The organism is Streptomyces sp. NPDC059003 (assembly GCF_042740445.1).
In the GTDB taxonomy this organism is placed as follows: Bacteria; Actinomycetota; Actinomycetes; order Streptomycetales; family Streptomycetaceae; genus Streptomyces.
Genome location: NZ_JBHYJH010000003.1, coordinates 85450 through 103440, shown reverse-complemented (window position 1 = coordinate 103440; position 17991 = coordinate 85450). Strand labels below are relative to the sequence as shown.

The following is a 17991-nucleotide window of genomic DNA, read 5'->3' as shown; positions in this document are numbered from 1 at the left end:
AGTGGTGTGCGTGAGGTGCAGTTCAGTGGTGCTTGAGGTCAGAACGCCCGCAGGCCGTGCGCCCGGAACTGCTCGCGCACCCGCTCGGTGAGCTCGGGGCTCGGTGCCGGCGTGTCGCGCAGTGTGAAGGGGATGCCGAGGGCGTCGTACTTGTGGGCGCCGAGCTTGTGGAACGGCAGGACGTCCACGCGGTCGACGGTGTGCAGCCCGGCGAGGAACGCGCCGAGGCCGTCGACGGCGGCCTCGGCGTCGGTCCAGCCGGGCACCAGGACGTAGCGGACCCATACGGCGGTGCCGAGCCGGTCCATGCGGGTGGCGAAGCTGAGGGTGGGGGCGAGTTCGCCCCCGGTCAGCCTCCGGTAGGCGGCGATGTCGAAGGACTTGATGTCGAGCAGCACCAGGTCGGTGTCGGCGAGCAGCGCGTCGTCGGCGCGGGCGCCGAGGAAGCCGGAGGTGTCCAGGGCGGTGTGCAGCCCCGCCTCCTTGCAGCGGCGCAGGAGGGCGCCGGTGAAGGCGGGCTGGAGCAGCGGCTCGCCGCCGGTGAGCGTCACTCCTCCCCCGGCGGTGGTGACGAACGGCCGGTACGTGTCGATCTCCGCCATGACCTCGTCGACGGTGGTCAGCCGCCCGTCGCGCAGGTGCCAGGTGTCGGGGTTGGCGCAGTACAGGCAGCGCAGCGGGCAGCCGCTGACGAACAGCACGAACCGGGTGCCGGGGCCGTCCACGCCCGTGGACAGGTCCCAGGAGTGGACGCGCCCCGTCACCCGGCCGGTCGTGGTCTTCACAGTGCCCCGTGGAAGGTGCGGCTGATCACGTCGCGTTGCTGCTCGCGCGTGAGGCGGACGAAGTTGACGGCGTAGCCGGAGACCCGGATGGTCAGCTCCGGGTACTTCTCCGGGTGGTCCATGGCGTCCTCGAGGACGGCGCGGTCCAGGACGTTGACGTTCATGTGGAAGCCGCCGGACGCCGTGTAGGCGTCGAGGATGCCGACGAGGTTGCCGGGCCTGTCGGACGGGTGGTGGCCCAGGCCCTCGGGGGTGATCGTGGTGGTCAGGGAGACGCCGTCGCGCGCCTGCTCGTAGGGGATCTTCGCCACGGACAGCGCCGAGGCGACCACGCCGTGCCGGTCGCGGCCGTTCATCGGGTTGGCGCCGGGGGCGAAGGGCTGTCCGGCGCGGCGCCCGTCGGGGGTGTTGCCGGTGTGCTTGCCGTAGACGACGTTGGAGGTGATGGTGAGCACGGACTGGGTGTGTTCGGCGTTGCGGTAGGTGGGGTGCTTGCGCACCTTCGCCATGAACGACTCCACCAGGCCGACGGCGAGCGCGTCGGCGCGGTCGTCGTTGTTGCCGTAGGCCGGGTACGCGCCCTCGGTTTCGTAGTCGACGGCCAGGCCCTTCTCGTCCCGGATCACCTTCACCCGGGCGTACTTGGCGGCGGACAGGCTGTCGGCGGCGACCGAGAGCCCGGCGATCCCGCAGGCCATGAAGCGGTGTACGGGGTGGTCGTGCAGCGCCATCTCGATGCGCTCGTAGGCGTACTTGTCGTGCATGTAGTGGATGACGTTGAGCGCGTCGACGTAGGTCTCCGCCAGCCAGTCCAGCATGTGGTCGTACGCCGCCGACAGCTCGTCGTACTCCAGGTACTCACCGCTCAGAGCCGGGGCCTCGGGGGCGATCTGCTCGCCGGTGAGCTCGTCCCGGCCGCCATTGACGGCGTACAGGAGCGCCTTGGCGAGGTTGACGCGCGCCCCGAAGAACTGCATCTGCCGTCCCACGGCCATCGCGGAGACGCAGCAGGCGATCGCGGTGTCGTCGCCCGTGACCGGCCGCGTCAGCTCGTCGGACTCGTACTGGACCGCGCTGGTGTCGATGGAGACGCGGGCGCAGAACTCCTTGAATCCGGACGGGAGTCGGGGCGACCACAGGATCGTGAGGTTGGGTTCGGGGGCGGGGCCGAGGTTGTACAGGGTCTGCAGGAAGCGGAAGGAGGTGCGGGTGATCAGGGGGCGTCCGTCCGCGCCGATGCCGCCGATGGACTCCGTCACCCAGGTCGGGTCGCCGGAGAACAGGGCGTCGTACTCGGGCGTGCGCAGGAACCGTACGATCCGCAGCTTGATCACGAAGTCGTCGATGAGCTCCTGGGCGCGGCGCTCGTCGAGGGTGCCCTCGTCGAGGTCCCGCTGGAGGTAGACGTCCAGGAAGGTCGAGGTGCGGCCGAGGGACATCGCCGCGCCGTTCTGCTCCTTCACCGCGGCGAGGTAGCCGAGGTACAGCCACTGCACGGCCTCGTGGGCGGTGGTGGCGGGGCGGGTGACGTCACAGCCGTAGGCGGCCGCCATGTGCGTCAGCTCCTCCAACGCCCTGATCTGCTCGGCGAGTTCCTCGCGGTCGCGGATGACGTGCTCGGTGGAGGGGCGGGCGTCCAGCAGGGCGTGCTCGGCGCGCTTGGCGGCGATCAGCCGGTCCGTGCCGTACAGCGCGACGCGCCGGTAGTCGCCGATGATGCGGCCGCGGCCGTAGGCGTCCGGCAGGCCCGTGATGATCCCGGCCTTGCGGGCGGCCCTCATGGTGGGCGTGTAGGCGTCGAACACGCCGTCGTTGTGGGTCTTGCGGTAGGTGCCGAAGACCTTCGTCACGAAGGGGTCGGGCCGGTAGCCGTAGGCCCGCAGGCTGTTCTCGACCATGCGGAGGCCGCCGTTCGGCATGATCGCGCGCTTCAGCGGGGCGTCGGTCTGCAGGCCGACGATGAGCTCCAGGTCCCGGTCGATGTATCCGGGCGCGTGCGACGTGATCGTCGAGGGTGTGGCGGTGTCGACGTCGAGGACGCCCTTGCGCCGCTCTTCGGGGAACAGCGCGCTGACCTTCCGCCAGACGGCGCGGGTGCGGTCCGTGGGTCCGGTCAGGAAGGCCGCGTCGCCCTCGTAGGGCGCGTAGGTGGCCTGGATGAAGTCACGCACGTCGACGCGCTCCCGCCACCGCTCGCCCGCGAAGCCGCGCCACGCGGACCCGGACTCGGGTGCCGCCACGCCTGTCGGGGCCGTCGTCGTCATCGCTTGCCTCCGCATCGGTTCGCGCGGGCGTCCGCGGGGTCCGCGGATGTCTCCGCATTCGATGCTCGTCCGCGCGGAGGGCCGCGGACAGGGCCGTCGGGGGCCCTCGGGGCGCCGTCCGGCCCTGTTCCCGACCGGCTCGCGGGGCCGATGTTCCCGACTGGGCGGGGCCGTTCGACCCCACCCCGTGCTCGTCCTGCACGCCGACCGCTCCCCCGTCGCCCACGGCCCGCGCGCCGAGATCCGCGAACTCACCGAGCGGCTCCCCGACGCCCGCGTCGGCCTGATGGACCTCGACGACGTCGAACTGCCCGACGTCGCCACGGTGTTCCTGTGCGGACCGCGGCGAGGTGGACGACGAGGTCCTGGCCTACGCGCAGGCGAAGATCGCCACCGTCGTGAGCCGTCCCGGGCTGCCCGCCGTTACCGGCGAGGTAAGGATCACGCGGGCGGGAGCTCATCGACCAGCTCCTCGACCGGCTGCGCCGCCAGACCGACAAGGCCGCCCACGCCTGGCTCCAGGGCCGCCGGACGACGGCTCCGCCGTGGCGCGGCGGCCGTGCCGCCGAGGCGGGCGGCACGGTGGCGGACGCACTACGGGAGTGAGCGGTCGACAAGACGGGCCCGGTCGGTGGCGCCGCCCAGGCGGGAACCGGCCGGTCACGAACGGCACTCCGACCGTGAAGACGGGGCGATCGTCCGCCTGGCGGGGATGTCAGTGGCTGCCCGTAGTCTCCGTGGGTTACGTGCACGAGGTGTTCGTGCCGACAAGGACCCGCATACCGCAGGAGACTGACTGTGATTCTTGAGATCCGCACCTACCGGCTGAAGCCCGGCACCGGCGACGAGTTCGTGCGCGTGATGCGGGAGGAGTCGGTGCCCTTGCTGGAGAAGGCCGGCATCCGGGTGGTGGACTGCGGGGCTTCGCTGGTGGCCGAGGGCGGGCACGAGGAGGCGTACCTGATCCGCGCGTTCGCCTCGCTCGAGGAGCACCGCGAACAGGAAGAGGCGTTCTACGCCGGCGACGCCTGGCGGCAAGGGCCCCGCGAAGCCATCGTGTCCCGGATCGAGAGCTCCCACACCATCGTTCTCGACGTGCCGGAGGAGACCGCCGAGGCCTTCCGGCGCGGGTGACGGACAGGCCCCGCCGGGGTCAGGCCTTCTTGACCACGCTGGACTTGAGCTGCATGGAGCCGAAGCCGTCGATCCTGCAGTCGATGTCGTGGCCGTCGACGCCGTCCACGAGGCGGATGCCGCGTACCTTGGTGCCCGCCTTGATCCCGGTCGGGCTGCCCTTGACCTTCAGGGTCTTGACCACCGTGACCGTGTCGCCGTCGGCGAGCACGTTCCCGACGGAATCCCTGATGACCTTGGAATCGGAGCCGGCCGCGGTGCCGGTCGCGGTGTCGGCGGCCGCGGGCGACCACTCGTGCCCGCACTCCGGGCAGACCAGGAGCGCCCCCATCTCGTAGGTGTACGCGCTGGAGCATTCGGGGCACGGCGGCAGGTGGTCGGTCATCGGCACGGTCCATTTCGACGTTCGGCGAGGGATCTTGGTGTTGCCCCTTGAGGATAGATGGACTCGCTGAATTGCAAAATTTTGCAATTCGTTAGATGGTGCGCCGGGGCGCTGTCCGCCGTCCCCGCCCAGAACGCCCATACCGCCGCGAGGAATCCATCCGATGAGCACAGCTGCCGCCCCGCGCCGACCGGTCGAGGCCTCCGGTGCCGAGCCCTTCCACTTGACCGTGAGCGGATTCCGGCTCGCCCGTGCGGAGGCATGATGGCGACCGACCGTGCGGCCCTGCCCTACCGGCACGTGCTGACCCTGCCGACGATGCCGTCCGCGGTGCGCGTGGCCCGGGAGACCGCTGAACAGGTCCTGGACGAATGGAGCATCAGCCGTCGCCACCCGGCTGTGGCGCCGGCCCTGCTGATCCTCAGCGAGTTGGTCACCAACGCCGTGCGGCACGCCGCCGTGGCCTCCCCACAGGTCACCGTCATCTATGCGGCCGACGACGGCACCTTCGCCTTCGGCGTCCACGACCGTCACCCCTACCAGCCCGCCCTCTACGGCGCGGCCACCGGCACGGAGGGCGGCGGCCTGGCCACGGTCGTCGAACTCACCCTGGGCCTGGCGGGCACGGCAGTCGTGCGCGGGGACGCCGACGGCGGCGGCAAGAGCATCTGGATCACGCTGCCCCTGTGATCCGTATCCGTGGCCCGCACACGCGGCAGCGTACGAAAGGCAGTTGACGACGATCATGACCATCGAGTGGCGGTACACGATCGAGCAGGACTTCGCCATCCTCTCCGTCGCGGGACACCTCGGCCAGGACGCCGCCCACCGGTTCACCGGCGCCATCGGCTGGGTCCTCGCCCGCGGCACCGGACCCGTCGTCGACTGCGACCTGGCCGCCGCACTCACCGCACACCGGACACAACGCGGCACGGAGCCCGACGGGCCGGACGAGCCGCAGGAATGGCGCACCGGCGGCTGGCCCAGCTGACTACAGCAACCGGACCGACGCCGGGCAAGCCGCCCCGGCGGGCGTCAAAGGCCGTCAGGAGAGCAGGTGTCGGCCGCCCAGCCTGCTCAAGGCGAGTGGTCGGCCAGCGCGGTCAGCGCGCTGGCCCGGTCCGCGTACACCCTGGCCGGACCGAGCCGGTCGCCGCCAGGGCCGTGTCGCAGCAGGTGACCTGTGCCGCACACGGCCAGCGGGCGGGCTTGGTGGGTGACCGTGCGGGCCGCGGCGAGGACGGCGGCCGCGCGCTCCGGGTGCCAGGTGTGCAGCCCGCCCAGGTCGAGGAGGACGGGCCGGGCGGTGCGCGAGAGCGCCGAGGCGAGGGCTTCGGTGAACCGGACGGTGTCCTCGACGCACAGACGACCGCACACGGCCAGGATCGTCACGCCGTTCCGTTCGACGCAGTGCCAGCTGAGGGCCACGATCCCGCCTCTCCGCACGCAGGTCGACGGAGCTTGCGACAGGGGCTCGGCAGCAGCGGCACGGGGCACGCGGGGCGGCGGGTTGGACAGGTGAGTAAGGAGCCGCTCGCGCCGCGCGGCCTCGGGATCCGCATGGAATCTCCCTCTTCAAGCCTTCAGACTTGCTAATGTTAGCAATTCCAGAGGTCATCAGCCTGGTGTTCAGGGGCGAGGATGGCCGCATGCTGATGATTTCCGGGCGGAAGCCATGCACGGAGCACTCACGGCGACGGCCTGTTCGACCGGTCGCCGACGGGCAGCGCAGGAGGCCGGTTCGGTGAGTACGCCGCTGTATCAACTCAAGGCCGAGTTCTTCAAGACACTCGGACACCCTGCGCGGATCAGGGTGCTCGAGCTGCTCAGCGAGCGTGAGCACGCGGTCGCGGAGATGCTGCCCGAGGTGGGCATCGAACCCGCGCACCTCTCCCAGCAACTGGCCGTGCTGCGGCGCGCGCATCTGGTCGTAACCCGCAAGGAGGGTTCGACCGTTTACTACTCGCTGACGAGCCCGCATGTGGCGGAGCTGCTCAAGGTGGCACGCACCATCCTGTCGGGCGTGCTGGCCAATCAGGCCGGGCTGCTCGCCGATCTGCGGACCGTCTCGACGGAGCCCAAACCTCCGTCGTAGACGGCCCTGGACCGGCGGCCGCCCTTCGGTGTGATGGTCAGCGCTCTGATACCGAAGGGCGGCCGCCTTCGCTCGTGCCTCGTACGGGACGTCGCACCTGTTCGCCTCTGATCCCTTCGTCTGCGGGAGTACTGGGATGGGTTTGCTGCGCAAGATCCGTGACACCGGGCGGGTGGCGGAGGACGCTCCGCCGCTCCCGACGGGTGAACCGCCGGGCCACGCCGGCGCGTTCGGCGGGTCGGTGCAGGTGCGGTGCGTGGACGCGGGCTCCTGCAACGGCTGCGAGATCGAGATCGCCGCCGCCTTCAACCCGGTGCACGACGCCGAGCGGTACGGTGCCCGCCTGGTGGCCTCGCCGCGGCACGCGGACGTGGCCCTGGTGACCGGCCCGGTCACGCGCAACATGGCGGAGCCCCTGCGGCGCACGGTCGCCGCGATGCCGGAGCCCCGCATGGTGATCGCGGTGGGTGATTGCGCCCTCAACTGCGGTGAGTTCGCCGGAGGTTACGGCGTGGAGGGCGCCGTCGCCGATGTTGTGGACGTGGACCTGGCGGTGCCCGGCTGCCCGCCGGAGCCGGAGCGCATCGTAGCGGCACTGCGGAGGGTGACCGGGCGGTGAGCCTCATCGCGGCCGGGCTCGCGACCGCCACCGCGCTGGCGGCCGGTGGCGCGCTGGCCGGGATGACACTGCCGGACCGGGCGCGCGTCCCGGTGGCCGGGGTGCTGACGGCCGGGGTGGGGGTGGCCGGTGGTGCGTCGGGGATGGCCGCACTGGGCAGCACGGGCCGATGGAGTACCGAACTGCCGGGGCTGCTGCCCCTGGTCGGGGTCCATGTGGCGGTGGACGCGCTGTCGGGACTCTTCATGGCGGTGGCGGGCGCGGTGATCGCGGCAGTCGCCGTGTACGGCATCGGCTACGCACGCGGGCACGGTGCGTACGGGCTCGCCTCGCGCGGGGCGCAGACGGTGCTTCCACTGTTCGCGTGGACGCTGGTCGTGGTGCCTGCGGCAGGTTCGGTGTCCGCCTTCCTGACGCTGTGGGAGCTGATGGCGCTGGCCTCGCTGCTGCTGGTCCTGGCCGAGCACCGGGAGCGGCCGAGCGTGCGCGTGGCGGGGCTCTGGTACGCGGTCATGACGCACCTGGGCTTCGCCCTGCTGCTGGCCGGGCTGATGGTCCATGCCGCCGGGGCCGGCGGCGAGACCTTCGCGGCGCTGCGCTCGGGGTCGGACGACATGTCCGCGACGGTGCGCGGCCTGGTGTTCGTCCTCACCGCGGTCGCCTTCACCTCGAAGGCGGGTCTGGTGCCGCTGCACGCCTGGCTGCCTCGCGCCCACCCCGAAGCGCCCAGCCCGGTCTCGGCGTTGATGAGCGCGGCGATGGTCAACCTGGGCGTCTACGGCCTCGTACGCGTCGGCTTCGATCTGCTGGGCGGCGGACCGGCCTGGTGGTGGCTGCTGCTCATGGCGCTCGGCGGGCTCTCGGCCGTGTACGGGATCCTGCAGGCGGCCATGGCCGCCGACCTGAAGCGGCTCCTTGCCTACTCGACGAGCGAGAACATGGGGCTCGTCGTTCTGGGCGTGGGTGCGGCCGGACTCTTCGCGCACGCGGGCAACGGTGCGCTGGCGGGTCTCGCGCTGGCGGCCGCGCTGCTGCATGTGGTCAACCATGCCGCGTTCAAGGCCCTGTTGTTCACCGCGGCGGGTTCGGTGCTGCGTGCCACCGGTGAGCGGAACCTGGACGCGCTGGGCGGCCTGCGGGCCCGGATGCCGGTGACGGCGGGGCTGTTCGCCCTGGCCGCGCTGGGGGCGGTGGCGCTGCCGCCGGGCAACGGCTTCATCAGCGAGTGGCTGCTGCTGCAGTCGATGATCCACGGGCTCGCGGTGCCCGGTGTGACCACGGCGGTCGTGCTGCCGCTCGCGGTCGCGGTGATCGCGCTGTCGGCGGGGCTCGCGGCGGCGGTGTTCGTCAAGGCGTTGGGGGTGGGCTTCTTCGCCCGGCCGCGCAGCCATCGGGCGGCGAGGGCGACGGAGTCGCCGCTGCTCATGCTGTGCGGGATGGCGCTGCTCGCGGCCCTGTGCGTGGCCCTGGCCCTGGTGCCGGGCCTGCTGGGCGAGAAGCTCGACCGCGCGGTCGAGGCGGTCGGGCACACCGGAACACGGCCGGTGTCCGGCGACGGCCTTCAGGTACGGCTCGATGACGTCTCGGCCACGCTGTCGCCGCTGTGGGTGGTGGCCGCCCTGACGGCCGCCCTTGCCGTGGTCATGGCCGGAGTACGGCTGAGGGCCCGACGCCGTGCGCGGCGCGTACAGGCCCGCCTGTGGGACTGCGGGGGCGGGGCGCCGACCCCGCGCATGGCCTACACCGCCACCTCGTTCGCCGAACCGCTGCAACGGGTCTTCGACGACGTCCTCGCTCCGGAGCAGGACGTGAACGTCACTCCGGTGCGCGAGTCGGCGTATCTGGTCGAGCGGGTGCGGTTCCGCAACCGCGTGCCCGACCGGATTGAACACCGCCTGTACCGGCCCGTCCTCACCTGTCTCGCGACAGTCGGGCAGTCGGCGCGACGCCTTGCGGGCGGCAGCGTCCACGTCTATCTCGGCTACGGCTTCTTCGGCCTGGTCGCCCTGCTCGTCGTCCTGGTGGTGGGCTGGTGAACGCGTTCGGATACGCGGCGCTCGCCGCGCAGGTGGCCCTGGTGGCGGCCGGGGCGCCGCTCCTTGCGGGCCTGATGCGGCAGACCCGGGCGCGCTTGGAGGGGCGGGCCGGGGCCGGGGTGCTCCAGCCGTGGCGGGACGTGCGCAAACTGCTGCGCAAGGAGCCGATCACCCCGGTCGGCACGGGGCCCGCGTTCAGGTGGGCGCCGCTGCTGCTGGTCGCCACCGCGCTCGTCCTCGCCGTCCTGGTGCCGCTGGTGTCCACCGACACCCCGGTCAGCGGCCGCGCCGACCTGATCCTGGTGGTGGCGCTGCTGGCGCTCGGCACGCTGGCCCTGGCCCTGGCGGGTCTGGATTCCGGTACGGCCTTCGGCGGCATGGGGGCCTCACGCGAGATGACGATCGCCGCGCTGGTGGAACCGACCATCCTGATGGCGGTGTTCGCCCTGTCGATACCGGCCGGGTCGACGAACCTCCCGGTCATCGTGGCCGGTGCGGCGGACGAACCTGCCCGCCTCGCGTCTCCGGCAGGGCTCCTGGCCATCGCGGCACTCTCCGTGGCCGTGCTCGCCGAGACCGGGCGGCTTCCCGTGGACAACCCCTCCACCCACTTGGAGCTGACCATGGTGCACGAGGCCATGGTCCTCGAATACGCGGGCCCGGACCTCGCCCTGATCGAGTTCGGGGCGCAGTTGCGCCTGACGGTGCTCCTCGGGTTGCTGGCCTCGCTGTTCGCGCCCTGGGGCATCGCCACCGACGCGTCGGCGGCAGCCGTGCTGCTCGCCCTGGTACTGCTCGCCCTGAAGGTCGCGGTCCTGGGTGTGGTCCTCGCGGCAGCCGAGGTGTTCTGGGCCAAGCTGCGGCTGTTCCGCGTGCCCGAACTGCTGGCCGGATCATTCCTGCTGGCACTGCTCGCGGTCACCGCCTCGTACTTCCTCAGCAGCGAAGGAGGCGGACTGTGAGCGAGAGTGCGTTCACGCAGCTGCTCGACCTGGCCTGTGGGGCGTTTCTGCTGGCCGCCGTGATGGTGCTGTGGCGGCGTGAACTCGCCGCGATCATCCGGCTCTTCGCCCTGCAAGGCCTGGCCCTGGCCACGATCGCGCTGCTGCTCGGGGTGCACGAGGAGCGCTGGGACGTGATCGTGGTGGCGCTGGGCATCGGGGCGCTGAGGGCCGGGCTGCTGCCCCGCCTGATCCGCCGCGCCCTGACCGCACTCGTCAGCGACGGCAGCGGCGGGGCCGAGGCGCGCGAGACGCAGCCGCTGGTCAACGTCGCCGCCTCGCTCCTGACGGCGGCCGCGCTGACCTTGCTCGCCTACGCCGTCACGCGCCCGCTGGTCGAGCTCGATCCGACCCCTGCGACCCGGGCCCTGCCGGTGGGCCTGGCGGTGGTGCTGATCGGATTCTTCGTGCTGGTCACCCGGCGCCGCGCGCTCGCCCAGGTGGTCGGCTTCCTGCTGCTCGACAACGGCATCACCGCGACCGCGTTCCTCGCCGCCTCCGGGGTGCCGCTGATCGTGGAACTCGGCGTCTCCTTCGACGTGTTGCTCGCCGTCCTGGTCCTGCAGCTGCTGACCACCCGGATGCGGGAGGCGTTCGGCACGACCGACCTCGACGACCTGCGGGAGCTGCACGACTGATGCTGCGTCTCTTCCAAGACCCCACTTCTACGGCTCTGTTGCTGACCGCGCCCGCCGCACTCCCGCTGGTCCTCTCCGGTGCGTACGGGCTCGCGGGCCTGAGTGCCGGGCAGCCGCCCGCCGTCCGGTCCGGGGCCGAGCGGCCGATGGACTCCGCTCGGGCGACGGACTCCGCTCGGGCGATGGCGTCGACCGGATCGGCCGGGATCCCGGTGATCGTGGCCGATGAGGGGGGTGATCGCGGGCCGGTGGGCGTGGGCAGGGCGCCGTCGCCGCGGGGGTGGCACCCCGGCGACTGGGCGGGGCTCGCATCCCCCGCCGTGATTCTGGCCTGCGGGGCGGCGCTGGCCGCCGATGTGCTGGGCGACGGGCCGGTGGCCGCCTACAGCGGTCTGTTGCGCGCTGACGCGCTGACGGCGTGGATGCTGCTGGTCGTCGGCGCCGTCGCGCTGATCGCGTGCGCGTCGTCCCCCTCGTATCTCGCCGGGGAGCGTGCGGCACGGCGGGCGACGGACCGGACCGTGTGGCGCTACCACGTCCTGGTCCAGGCATTCCTGGGGGCGATGTGCCTGGCCGTGGTCACCGCGAACCTCGGGGTGCTGTGGATCGCGGTCGAGGCCACCACCATCGTCACCGCGTTCCTGGTCGGCCACCGCCGCACTCGCGCCTCTGTGGAGGCCGCCTGGAAGTACGTGGTGATCTGCTCGGCCGGGATCGCGCTCGCCTTCCTCGGCACCGTGCTCCTCTACTACGCCGCCCGGCAGGCCGGCATCTCCGAGGCATGGGCGCTGGACTGGCCGACTCTGGTGGCACGCGCGGACCGGCTCGACCCGGCGGTCACCCGCCTCGGCATCACCCTGATCGTCCTCGGCTTCGGCACCAAGGCGGGCCTGGTGCCGTTGCACGCCTGGCTGCCCGACGCGCACAGCCAGGCACCGGCGCCCGTCTCGGCGCTGATGTCCGGGGTGCTGCTGTCCGTCGCCTTCACCGCCCTGCTGCGCTACCAGGTCCTCGCGGACGCCGCCCTGGGAGCGGCCTTCACCCGCAGCCTGCTGACCGGCATCGCTCTGCTCACCCTCGCCCTGGCCGCCGCCCTCCTGCTGGCCCAGCGCGACTACAAGCGCATGCTGGCCTACTCCAGCATGGAACACATGAGCCTGATCGCCCTGGCCACGGCGGTCGGCAGCCCTCTCGCCCTGGCCGCCGCGCTCCTGCACGTCGCCGGACACGGTCTGGCCAAGGCCACCGCGTTCTGCGCCTCCGGCCAGATCCTGCACCTGCGCGGCACACCGCGGATCGGACGCGTGCGAGGGTTGCTCGCCCAGTCCCCCGCGCTGGGGACGGTGTTCGGGCTCGCGGTCGTGGCCCTGCTCGGCCTGCCGCCGTTCGGCCTCTTCGCCTCCGAACTGGGCCTGGCCCGCGCGGCCTTCGCCGCCGGCATGGGCTGGGTCATGGCCGTGGCGCTGCTGCTGATCCTGACCGCCTTCGCCGCCCTCGTCACCAGGACCGCGCGCATGCTGCTCGGCCCCTCCCCCGTCCCGCGCACGACCGACGAGAGCGCGCCCTCGGAGTCCGCGTCCTCGCTGTGGCCACTCGTCCTCGGCCTTGCGGCGTGTGCCGCACTGGGCATCGCCCTCGGCCCGCTCGCCGACCTGCTGGCCCAGGCCGCCGCCGTCCTGGAGAGGCCCTGACCGCCATGACACGCACCACGCACATCGTCCCCGCCACCGAACTGGCCCGCCGGGCCGAGGCCCTGCTTGCCACCGGGCACCGGCTCGCCCTGATCGCCGCCCACCACGACCCGGACGCCATCCGCATCGTCTACCTCTTCGTGGCCGGACCGCCCGATGCCCGCACCGAACTCCACGTGCTCCTCGACCCCACCCGCCCCGAAGTACCCAGCCTGGCCCCTCTCTCCTTCTCCGCAGGCCGCTTCGAGCGCGAGATGCGCGACCTGCACGGCGTCGTCCCCCTTGACCACCCGCTGCCGCACCGGCTGGTCCGCCACTTCCACTGGCCCAAGGGCTGGTATCCCATGCACCCCGACGCGGGACGGCCGCCCGCCTTCGCGGAGCAGGAGGGCCCCTACCCCTTCCTCGAAGTCGAGGGCGACGGAGTGTACGAAATCCCCGTCGGGCCGGTGCACGCCGGGCTGATCGAACCCGGCCACTTCCGCTTCTCCGTGGTCGGGGAGACCATCCTCAAGCTCAAGGCCCGCCTCTGGTTCGTCCACAAGGGCATCGAGCAGCTCTTCATGGACCGCTCGGTGGCGGCCGGACTGCCGCTGGCCGAACGCATCAGCGGCGACACCGCCGTCGGCCACGCCCTCGCCTACTGCCTGGCCGTCGAAGAAGCCACCGCCACCCAGGTCCCCGAACCCGCTCGGCGGGCCCGCGCCCTGCTCCTGGAACTCGAACGCCTCCACAATCACGTCGCCGACCTCGGCATGCTCTGCAACGACGTCGGCCACTCCGTCCTCAACGCCCACGCCCAGCGCATCCGCGAACAACTCCTGCGCCTCAACGCCGAGACCACCGGCCACCGCCTGCTCCGTGGCGGGGTCGTCCCCGGCGGTGCGGCGCTGCGCTCCCTGCCCGACGTCTCCCGCATGGAGGCGATCGGCGACGACATCCGCGACGTCGTCCGCCTCGCCCTGGGCCACTCCACCGTCCGGGACCGCTTCACCGGCACGGCCATCCTGCACACCGACGCCGCCCGCGACATCGGGTGTGTGGGCTATGTCGCCCGTGCGAGCGGCGTACCGGGCGACGCCCGCATCCGTCACCCCTTCCTCACCTACGACACGGAACCCTCCGTCCCCGTCCACACCACCGGTGACGTCCTGGCCCGCTTCCTCGTCCGCGCCGAGGAGATCGACGTCTCCCTCGCCCTGATCACCCAGCTCACCCACGGGCTCACGGCGCCGGGCACCGTCCTCGCCCCCGTAACAGGGGCAGGCGCAGGATCCGGTGTCGGCCTCGTCGAAGGCTGGCGCGGCACGATCGCCACCCGCGTCGAACTCACCGCCGCCGGCACCCTGGCCCGCGTCAAGCCGGTCGACCCGTCCTTCTTCAACTGGCCGGCCCTGCCCGTCGCACTCAACGACACCATCGTCCCCGACTTCCCCCTCACCAATAAGAGCTTCAACCTCTCCTACGCGGGCAACGACCTCTAGAGCCGTGATCAGGCCGTGCGGCCTACGCAGCCTCCGCCTTCCTGCTACGTCGATGTGCTGACTTTCCGCAAGCTGCCAACACCACGCAGCCCGCTCTGGCGAACACTGGACAGACGCCCCAAGTTTCGGTGGTCGGCGCGCTCACGGGGGACCGCATGGGAGAGCAGCGGAAGGTCAGCAGGGTTACGCGCGAGCGCAACGAGGCCAAGCGGTTCTGGATCTGCGTGGGCGTTGCCGACTTCGCCTTGTTCATTCTCGTCGTCAGCATCACCGGCTTCCCCGTCACGGGGATCTTCTCGGTGTCCGGGTACGCGGCCCGCTACAGGTCCGATCGCATCCAGAGGGAGAACGCTCTGCGCGCGGAGAAGGCGCTCAAGGCAGCGATCTTGATCGGTCTCAGTGCGGCAGCGGCTGTTGAGGTCAAGAAGCGGATCGACAGACGGCGCAATCCCGACGAGGACGATTGAACACACCCTCATCTGGCTGCTGTTGCCACAGCCCCGTCACGGACCCACCGGACATGCCCCGGCAGCGACCGTCAGCACCGGCACGGCGGCGGGGCTGTGAGAGGAGCCGGTGCTGCTGGGGTCTGTCCGATGCGCCTGCGCCCCGAGGTCTCACTCGGGGCCACCCACCGTCTCCTCCGGTCCTGGCCCGCCCCGGCCCGGTAGCGCGCGCACGGCACTGCGGGGCCACAGGACATCGACAGGAATGTCGTGGCTACGGGCGTGGGCGACCAAGTGAGCGGTCGTGTCAAGGCTGTCGGCAGCCGATCCGTCCCACACCGCGAGCACCCGCGCGCATCCCCGCAACAGCAGCTCATCGACGCGCAGGCAGTCCGCCCGGTCGGCCGGGTCGTACTCCACAAGGCGCATCTGCTGCGACAGCATCAGCAACTCGCCCGCCGCACGGCGGTCGTCATCGGGCAGCACCGCAGGCAGCCGGTCCTTGGCGGGCAGCACCGTGACCAGGCCAAGACCTCCCCATCGCGCAGCCCGTCCGACAGTCACCGGCAGCCCCTGCCCGGCGCGTACCAGACCCATCCGGCCCGCCGCGGCGAACCGCGCCAAGTGCACACGCAGATCGACCTCCAACCGCGCCAGTGTCGTCTCGCAGAGGTCTCCGTGCCCCACGACAGCGATCACAACCGCCCCCTCCTCCCCGTCACTTGTTGGCTTTCGCCCCCGGACTTCATCGCCGCCTCGCTCTGCGGGTTCCTGTACGCGCTGGTCATGACGGAACCTCAAAGCGGACCAGGACGACCTTCCCCTCGTGGCCGACGGCCGGTTGCACGCTGACCGCGCCGCCGTACGTGGCTGCCAGCTCGGCGACCATGGCGAGCCCTCCGCCCGTCCTCCCCAGGCTCGGCAACGCGGGCTCGGTGTCCGCGACCCCGATCACCAGTTGCCCGGCCCCGACCGTTATCCCGACATCCGCCACCGGCGAGCAGGACGCATGCCTCAGCACATTGGTCACCAGCTCGCTGACGGCCAGCAGCACAGCATCGGCGAACGCGGACGCGGGGTCCACCCGGGCCTCCACGAAACGTTCGGCGACCGCCTCCCGGACCTCAGCCACCGCCCGTGGCCCCAGCGTCACGGAGACGATGTGCCGCTCCAGCCGCGGCGGCACCTGCTCCGCGGCCGCTGGCGGGCTGCCTTTGCGCCACGGCCGGAACCGGCCCGTGCCCATCACGAGGCAGCCTCCGGCTCCCTGCCCCGTTCAGCCCCCTTCGACTGCTCAAGCAGCTCACTCCCGCCCGACAGTCGCACGGACGAGATCCGCCGCGCGGCCGCGAGCAGCTCCGCCACATCCCCACCGGCCAGCTCGTACACCGCCGTCGCTCCCCTGCGGTTCACCGCCACGACCCCGGAGCCGAGCAACACCGCCATTTGCTGCGACAGGATCGACGGTTCGATCTCCATCTCGATGGCTGTCAGAAGCTCCCCCACTGGTACGGCCCCGCCCTGGAGCAGCTCAAGCACGCGGATGCGCACCGGGTGCCCCAGTAGCTGGAACAACTCCGCCTGCGCCTCGTACAGCGAAACCGGCACCCGATTCACTCCTGGACCGTGCCCTTCCCGTTGTCAGTTGCTGCGCTCAGCTCGATTCCATGGGCCTGAGCCAGGCGCAACACGTCATCCAGCTCGTCCTGGGCCACCGCCACGGAGTAGGCGTCCTCCGCAGCCAATGCCTCTCGCAGCGAGGCGCGAGCGCAACGCACCCGCTCCCCCACCGCCTCAACGAACTCGTTCAGCTCCGGCCACCCCTCCCGGACTTGTCGACCATGACAACTAGCCAATTGCATAACTCTGCAAGTGTAGGTGACCGAACCCGCCGGATTCTCCATATCGGCGAGCCCGTCCTCCATGGCCACGTCGGCGACCCTGGCGTGGTCGTCGCGGAAGCCGGCGCCGCCTCCGGCGACGACGTACGAAGCTTCCCGGCGGCAGCCGGAGGCGCGGGGCGGTGCGGACCGGGCCGGTGCCGCGTCGGCCCGGCTTATGGCTGTGCCGGGGCCGGGGTGGTGCTGATGACCGCGCCCGCGGTGAGGGTGCGGTGCACCGGGCACTTCTCGGCGATCTCCATCAGCCGTCGGCGCTGGTCGGCGTCGAGTGCGCCGTCCAGACGGATCTCCCGGGTGATGTGGGAGACCTGCCGGTTCCCGCCGTCGCACGCGGCGCAGCCCGCGGCGTGGATGCGCCGATTGCGGAGCGAGACGGTGACCTTCTCCAGGGGCCAGCCCTTGCGGTCGGCGTACATGCGGACCGTCATGGAGGTGCAGGCACCGAGTGCGGCGAGCAGCAGGTCGTAGGGGCTCGGCCCGCTGTCCGCGCCGGCCGGCTCCGGCTCGTCGGCGGCCAGGAGATGGTGGCCGGCTCTCACGCGTTGGCCGTAGGGCCCGATCCCGTTCTCGCTGACCACGACGAGTCCGGCCTCGTCTGCTCCTGGGCCTTGTGCTGCGGTGTCGGGCTGCGGGGCGGTGGTGTGCGGTGCGGGCATGTGGGGTCTCCTGAGTTGGAGCGATGGGTGCGGGGTGGGGTGGTGCCGCGCCGGCGTCAGGCCTGCTCGTGCGGGGCGTTGTTCGGGGTGCGGGTGTAGCGGCCGGCCCACGCGGCCAGGACCGCGGCGGCGTACTCGCTGTCCTGCCGGTCGTTGAGCAGGTGGTCGGCGCCGGGCAGGGTGACGTAGGACTTGGGGTGACGGGCGGTTTCGAAGATCTGCCGTGCGTTGTCGACGTCGACGGTGCGGTCCGCCGGGGAGTGCATGACCAGCAGTGCCGCTTGCAGGGTGCGGATCCTCATGCTCTGAGGCTGCGCGAGGAGGTCGTCGATGAATTCTTGGCGGATGCGGAAGCGCCGGCCTGCCAGGTCGACGTCGGCTTCGCCGCGTCGGGTGATCTCCGCTGTCCGGTCGGCGAATTGGCGGACGACGTGGTCGGGCCTGGCGGGGGCGCCGATCGTCGCGACGGCCCGCACTTCGGGGATGCGGTGGGTGGCGGCGAGGGCTGCGGCGCCGCCGAGCGAGTGCCCGATGAGGAGGGAGGGTGCCGTGTAGCGGTCGCGCAGGTGGTCGGCCGCGCGGACGAGGTCCTCGACGTCGGAGGTGAACGTGCTCCCGGTGAAGTCGCCGCCGGACTGGCCGAGGCCGGTGAAGTCGAAGCGCAGCACTGCGATGCCGTGTGCGGTCAGGGCTTTGGAGATCCGAGCTGCGGCGTGGCTGTCCTTGCTGCAGGTGAAGCAGTGCGTGAAGACCGCGTACGCCGTCGGGTCCGCCCCGGGTGTCTCCAGGCGCGCCGCCAGTGGCGTGCCCTGTGACCCCGGGAACGTGAGGTGCGTACTGGATCCGTTCACCACAC

The 17991-nt window shown here is 71.6% G+C and carries 21 protein-coding genes; 11 read left to right on the top strand and 10 right to left on the bottom strand.

The window, feature by feature from the left end:
• Window positions 1-38: 38 nt before the first annotated feature.
• Both pflA and pflB read right to left on the bottom strand, forming a co-directional pair.
• Window positions 39-785, bottom strand: coding sequence for a pyruvate formate-lyase-activating protein (gene pflA, locus ACFWZ5_RS02830; RefSeq protein WP_384787798.1), 747 nt, complete (start codon window positions 783-785; stop codon window positions 39-41).
• The gene (gene pflB, locus ACFWZ5_RS02825) at window positions 782-3049 is read right to left on the bottom strand and encodes a formate C-acetyltransferase (protein ID WP_384787801.1); all 2268 of its coding nucleotides are present in this window, start codon (window positions 3047-3049) and stop codon (window positions 782-784) included. The genes pflA and pflB overlap by 4 nt, the downstream gene beginning before the upstream one ends.
• A 798-nt stretch (window positions 3050-3847) precedes the next feature.
• On the opposite strand from pflB, the gene ACFWZ5_RS02820 reads away from it, so the two are divergent.
• Complete coding sequence (locus ACFWZ5_RS02820; RefSeq protein ID WP_384787804.1) at window positions 3848-4183, top strand: NIPSNAP family protein; 336 nt, start codon at window positions 3848-3850, stop codon at window positions 4181-4183.
• Window positions 4184-4202: 19 nt separating this feature from the next.
• Here ACFWZ5_RS02820 and ACFWZ5_RS02815 read toward each other — a convergent pair whose 3' ends face one another.
• Window positions 4203-4568: a zinc ribbon domain-containing protein YjdM gene (locus ACFWZ5_RS02815; protein WP_384787807.1), complete on the bottom strand. Its 366-nt coding sequence runs from the start codon at window positions 4566-4568 to the stop codon at window positions 4203-4205.
• 264 nt (window positions 4569-4832) lie between these two features.
• Between ACFWZ5_RS02815 and ACFWZ5_RS02810 the strand changes: the two genes are divergently transcribed.
• Complete coding sequence (locus tag ACFWZ5_RS02810) at window positions 4833-5258, top strand: ATP-binding protein (protein WP_384787810.1); 426 nt, start codon at window positions 4833-4835, stop codon at window positions 5256-5258.
• 43 nt (window positions 5259-5301) lie between these two features.
• On the top strand, window positions 5302-5559 hold the full coding sequence (locus ACFWZ5_RS02805) for a hypothetical protein (RefSeq protein ID WP_384787813.1): 258 nt from the start codon (window positions 5302-5304) through the stop codon (window positions 5557-5559).
• A gap of 86 nt (window positions 5560-5645) precedes the next feature.
• Here the strand turns inward: ACFWZ5_RS02805 and ACFWZ5_RS02800 are convergent, their stop codons facing one another.
• Window positions 5646-5996 (bottom strand): STAS domain-containing protein, encoded by a 351-nt coding sequence (locus ACFWZ5_RS02800; protein WP_384787816.1) that lies wholly within the window; start codon window positions 5994-5996, stop codon window positions 5646-5648.
• Window positions 5997-6312: 316 nt separating this feature from the next.
• On the opposite strand from ACFWZ5_RS02800, the gene ACFWZ5_RS02795 reads away from it, so the two are divergent.
• The 8 genes from ACFWZ5_RS02795 to ACFWZ5_RS02760 all read left to right on the top strand — a co-directional run bounded on the left by ACFWZ5_RS02795 (window position 6313) and on the right by ACFWZ5_RS02760 (window position 14599).
• Window positions 6313-6663 (top strand): ArsR/SmtB family transcription factor, encoded by a 351-nt coding sequence (locus ACFWZ5_RS02795; protein WP_384787819.1) that lies wholly within the window; start codon window positions 6313-6315, stop codon window positions 6661-6663.
• A 136-nt stretch (window positions 6664-6799) separates the two neighbouring features.
• Entirely contained in the window at window positions 6800-7282 is a 483-nt protein-coding gene (locus tag ACFWZ5_RS02790) for an NADH-quinone oxidoreductase subunit B family protein (RefSeq protein WP_384787822.1), read from the top strand.
• Window positions 7279-9318, top strand: a complete 2040-nt coding sequence (locus ACFWZ5_RS02785) for a proton-conducting transporter membrane subunit (protein ID WP_384787825.1) — start codon at window positions 7279-7281, stop codon at window positions 9316-9318. The genes ACFWZ5_RS02790 and ACFWZ5_RS02785 overlap by 4 nt, the downstream gene beginning before the upstream one ends.
• Window positions 9315-10280 carry a respiratory chain complex I subunit 1 family protein gene (locus ACFWZ5_RS02780; RefSeq protein ID WP_384787828.1) on the top strand — a complete coding sequence of 322 codons (966 nt, stop codon included), beginning with the start codon at window positions 9315-9317 and terminating at the stop codon, window positions 10278-10280. Before ACFWZ5_RS02785 ends, ACFWZ5_RS02780 begins: the two co-directional genes overlap by 4 nt.
• On the top strand, window positions 10277-10957 hold the full coding sequence (locus ACFWZ5_RS02775) for a hypothetical protein (RefSeq protein WP_384787831.1): 681 nt from the start codon (window positions 10277-10279) through the stop codon (window positions 10955-10957). The genes ACFWZ5_RS02780 and ACFWZ5_RS02775 overlap by 4 nt, the downstream gene beginning before the upstream one ends.
• Complete coding sequence (locus ACFWZ5_RS02770; RefSeq protein WP_384787834.1) at window positions 10957-12648, top strand: proton-conducting transporter membrane subunit; 1692 nt, start codon at window positions 10957-10959, stop codon at window positions 12646-12648. The genes ACFWZ5_RS02775 and ACFWZ5_RS02770 overlap by 1 nt, the downstream gene beginning before the upstream one ends.
• A 5-nt stretch (window positions 12649-12653) precedes the next feature.
• Complete coding sequence (locus ACFWZ5_RS02765; RefSeq protein ID WP_384787837.1) at window positions 12654-14132, top strand: NADH-quinone oxidoreductase subunit C; 1479 nt, start codon at window positions 12654-12656, stop codon at window positions 14130-14132.
• Window positions 14133-14287: 155 nt separating this feature from the next.
• Window positions 14288-14599, top strand: coding sequence for a hypothetical protein (locus ACFWZ5_RS02760; protein WP_384787840.1), 312 nt, complete (start codon window positions 14288-14290; stop codon window positions 14597-14599).
• A gap of 150 nt (window positions 14600-14749) precedes the next feature.
• Here the strand turns inward: ACFWZ5_RS02760 and ACFWZ5_RS02755 are convergent, their stop codons facing one another.
• From ACFWZ5_RS02755 to ACFWZ5_RS02730, 6 genes are all read right to left on the bottom strand, one after another.
• Window positions 14750-15277, bottom strand: a complete 528-nt coding sequence (locus tag ACFWZ5_RS02755) for a hypothetical protein (RefSeq protein ID WP_384787843.1) — start codon at window positions 15275-15277, stop codon at window positions 14750-14752.
• Window positions 15278-15362: 85 nt separating this feature from the next.
• Window positions 15363-15824 (bottom strand): ATP-binding protein, encoded by a 462-nt coding sequence (locus ACFWZ5_RS02750; RefSeq protein WP_384787979.1) that lies wholly within the window; start codon window positions 15822-15824, stop codon window positions 15363-15365.
• Window positions 15824-16186, bottom strand: a complete 363-nt coding sequence (locus tag ACFWZ5_RS02745; protein WP_384787846.1) for an ArsR/SmtB family transcription factor — start codon at window positions 16184-16186, stop codon at window positions 15824-15826. The genes ACFWZ5_RS02750 and ACFWZ5_RS02745 overlap by 1 nt, the downstream gene beginning before the upstream one ends.
• Window positions 16187-16191: 5 nt before the next feature.
• Window positions 16192-16509 (bottom strand): hypothetical protein, encoded by a 318-nt coding sequence (locus ACFWZ5_RS02740; protein ID WP_384787849.1) that lies wholly within the window; start codon window positions 16507-16509, stop codon window positions 16192-16194.
• Window positions 16510-16634: 125 nt separating this feature from the next.
• The gene (locus tag ACFWZ5_RS02735) at window positions 16635-17135 is read right to left on the bottom strand and encodes an OsmC family protein (RefSeq protein ID WP_384787852.1); all 501 of its coding nucleotides are present in this window, start codon (window positions 17133-17135) and stop codon (window positions 16635-16637) included.
• Window positions 17136-17191: 56 nt separating this feature from the next.
• Entirely contained in the window at window positions 17192-17986 is a 795-nt protein-coding gene (locus ACFWZ5_RS02730) for an alpha/beta hydrolase family protein (protein WP_384787855.1), read from the bottom strand.
• Between the last annotated feature and the right edge of the window lie 5 nt (window positions 17987-17991).

What these genes read in the sequence shown, in the direction of transcription:
- ACFWZ5_RS02760 (WP_384787840.1), top strand. Translation starts at nt 14,288, where the DNA reads ATGGGAGAGCAGCGGAAGGTCAGCAGGGTTACGCGCGAGCGCAACGAG.
- ACFWZ5_RS02735 (WP_384787852.1), bottom strand. Translation starts at nt 17,135, where the DNA reads ATGCCCGCACCGCACACCACCGCCCCGCAGCCCGACACCGCAGCACAA.
- ACFWZ5_RS02810 (WP_384787810.1), top strand. Translation starts at nt 4,833, where the DNA reads ATGGCGACCGACCGTGCGGCCCTGCCCTACCGGCACGTGCTGACCCTG.
- ACFWZ5_RS02770 (WP_384787834.1), top strand. Translation starts at nt 10,957, where the DNA reads ATGCTGCGTCTCTTCCAAGACCCCACTTCTACGGCTCTGTTGCTGACC.
- pflB (WP_384787801.1), bottom strand. Translation starts at nt 3,049, where the DNA reads ATGACGACGACGGCCCCGACAGGCGTGGCGGCACCCGAGTCCGGGTCC.
- ACFWZ5_RS02750 (WP_384787979.1), bottom strand. Translation starts at nt 15,824, where the DNA reads ATGGGCACGGGCCGGTTCCGGCCGTGGCGCAAAGGCAGCCCGCCAGCG.
- ACFWZ5_RS02815 (WP_384787807.1), bottom strand. Translation starts at nt 4,568, where the DNA reads ATGACCGACCACCTGCCGCCGTGCCCCGAATGCTCCAGCGCGTACACC.
- ACFWZ5_RS02790 (WP_384787822.1), top strand. Translation starts at nt 6,800, where the DNA reads ATGGGTTTGCTGCGCAAGATCCGTGACACCGGGCGGGTGGCGGAGGAC.
- ACFWZ5_RS02765 (WP_384787837.1), top strand. Translation starts at nt 12,654, where the DNA reads ATGACACGCACCACGCACATCGTCCCCGCCACCGAACTGGCCCGCCGG.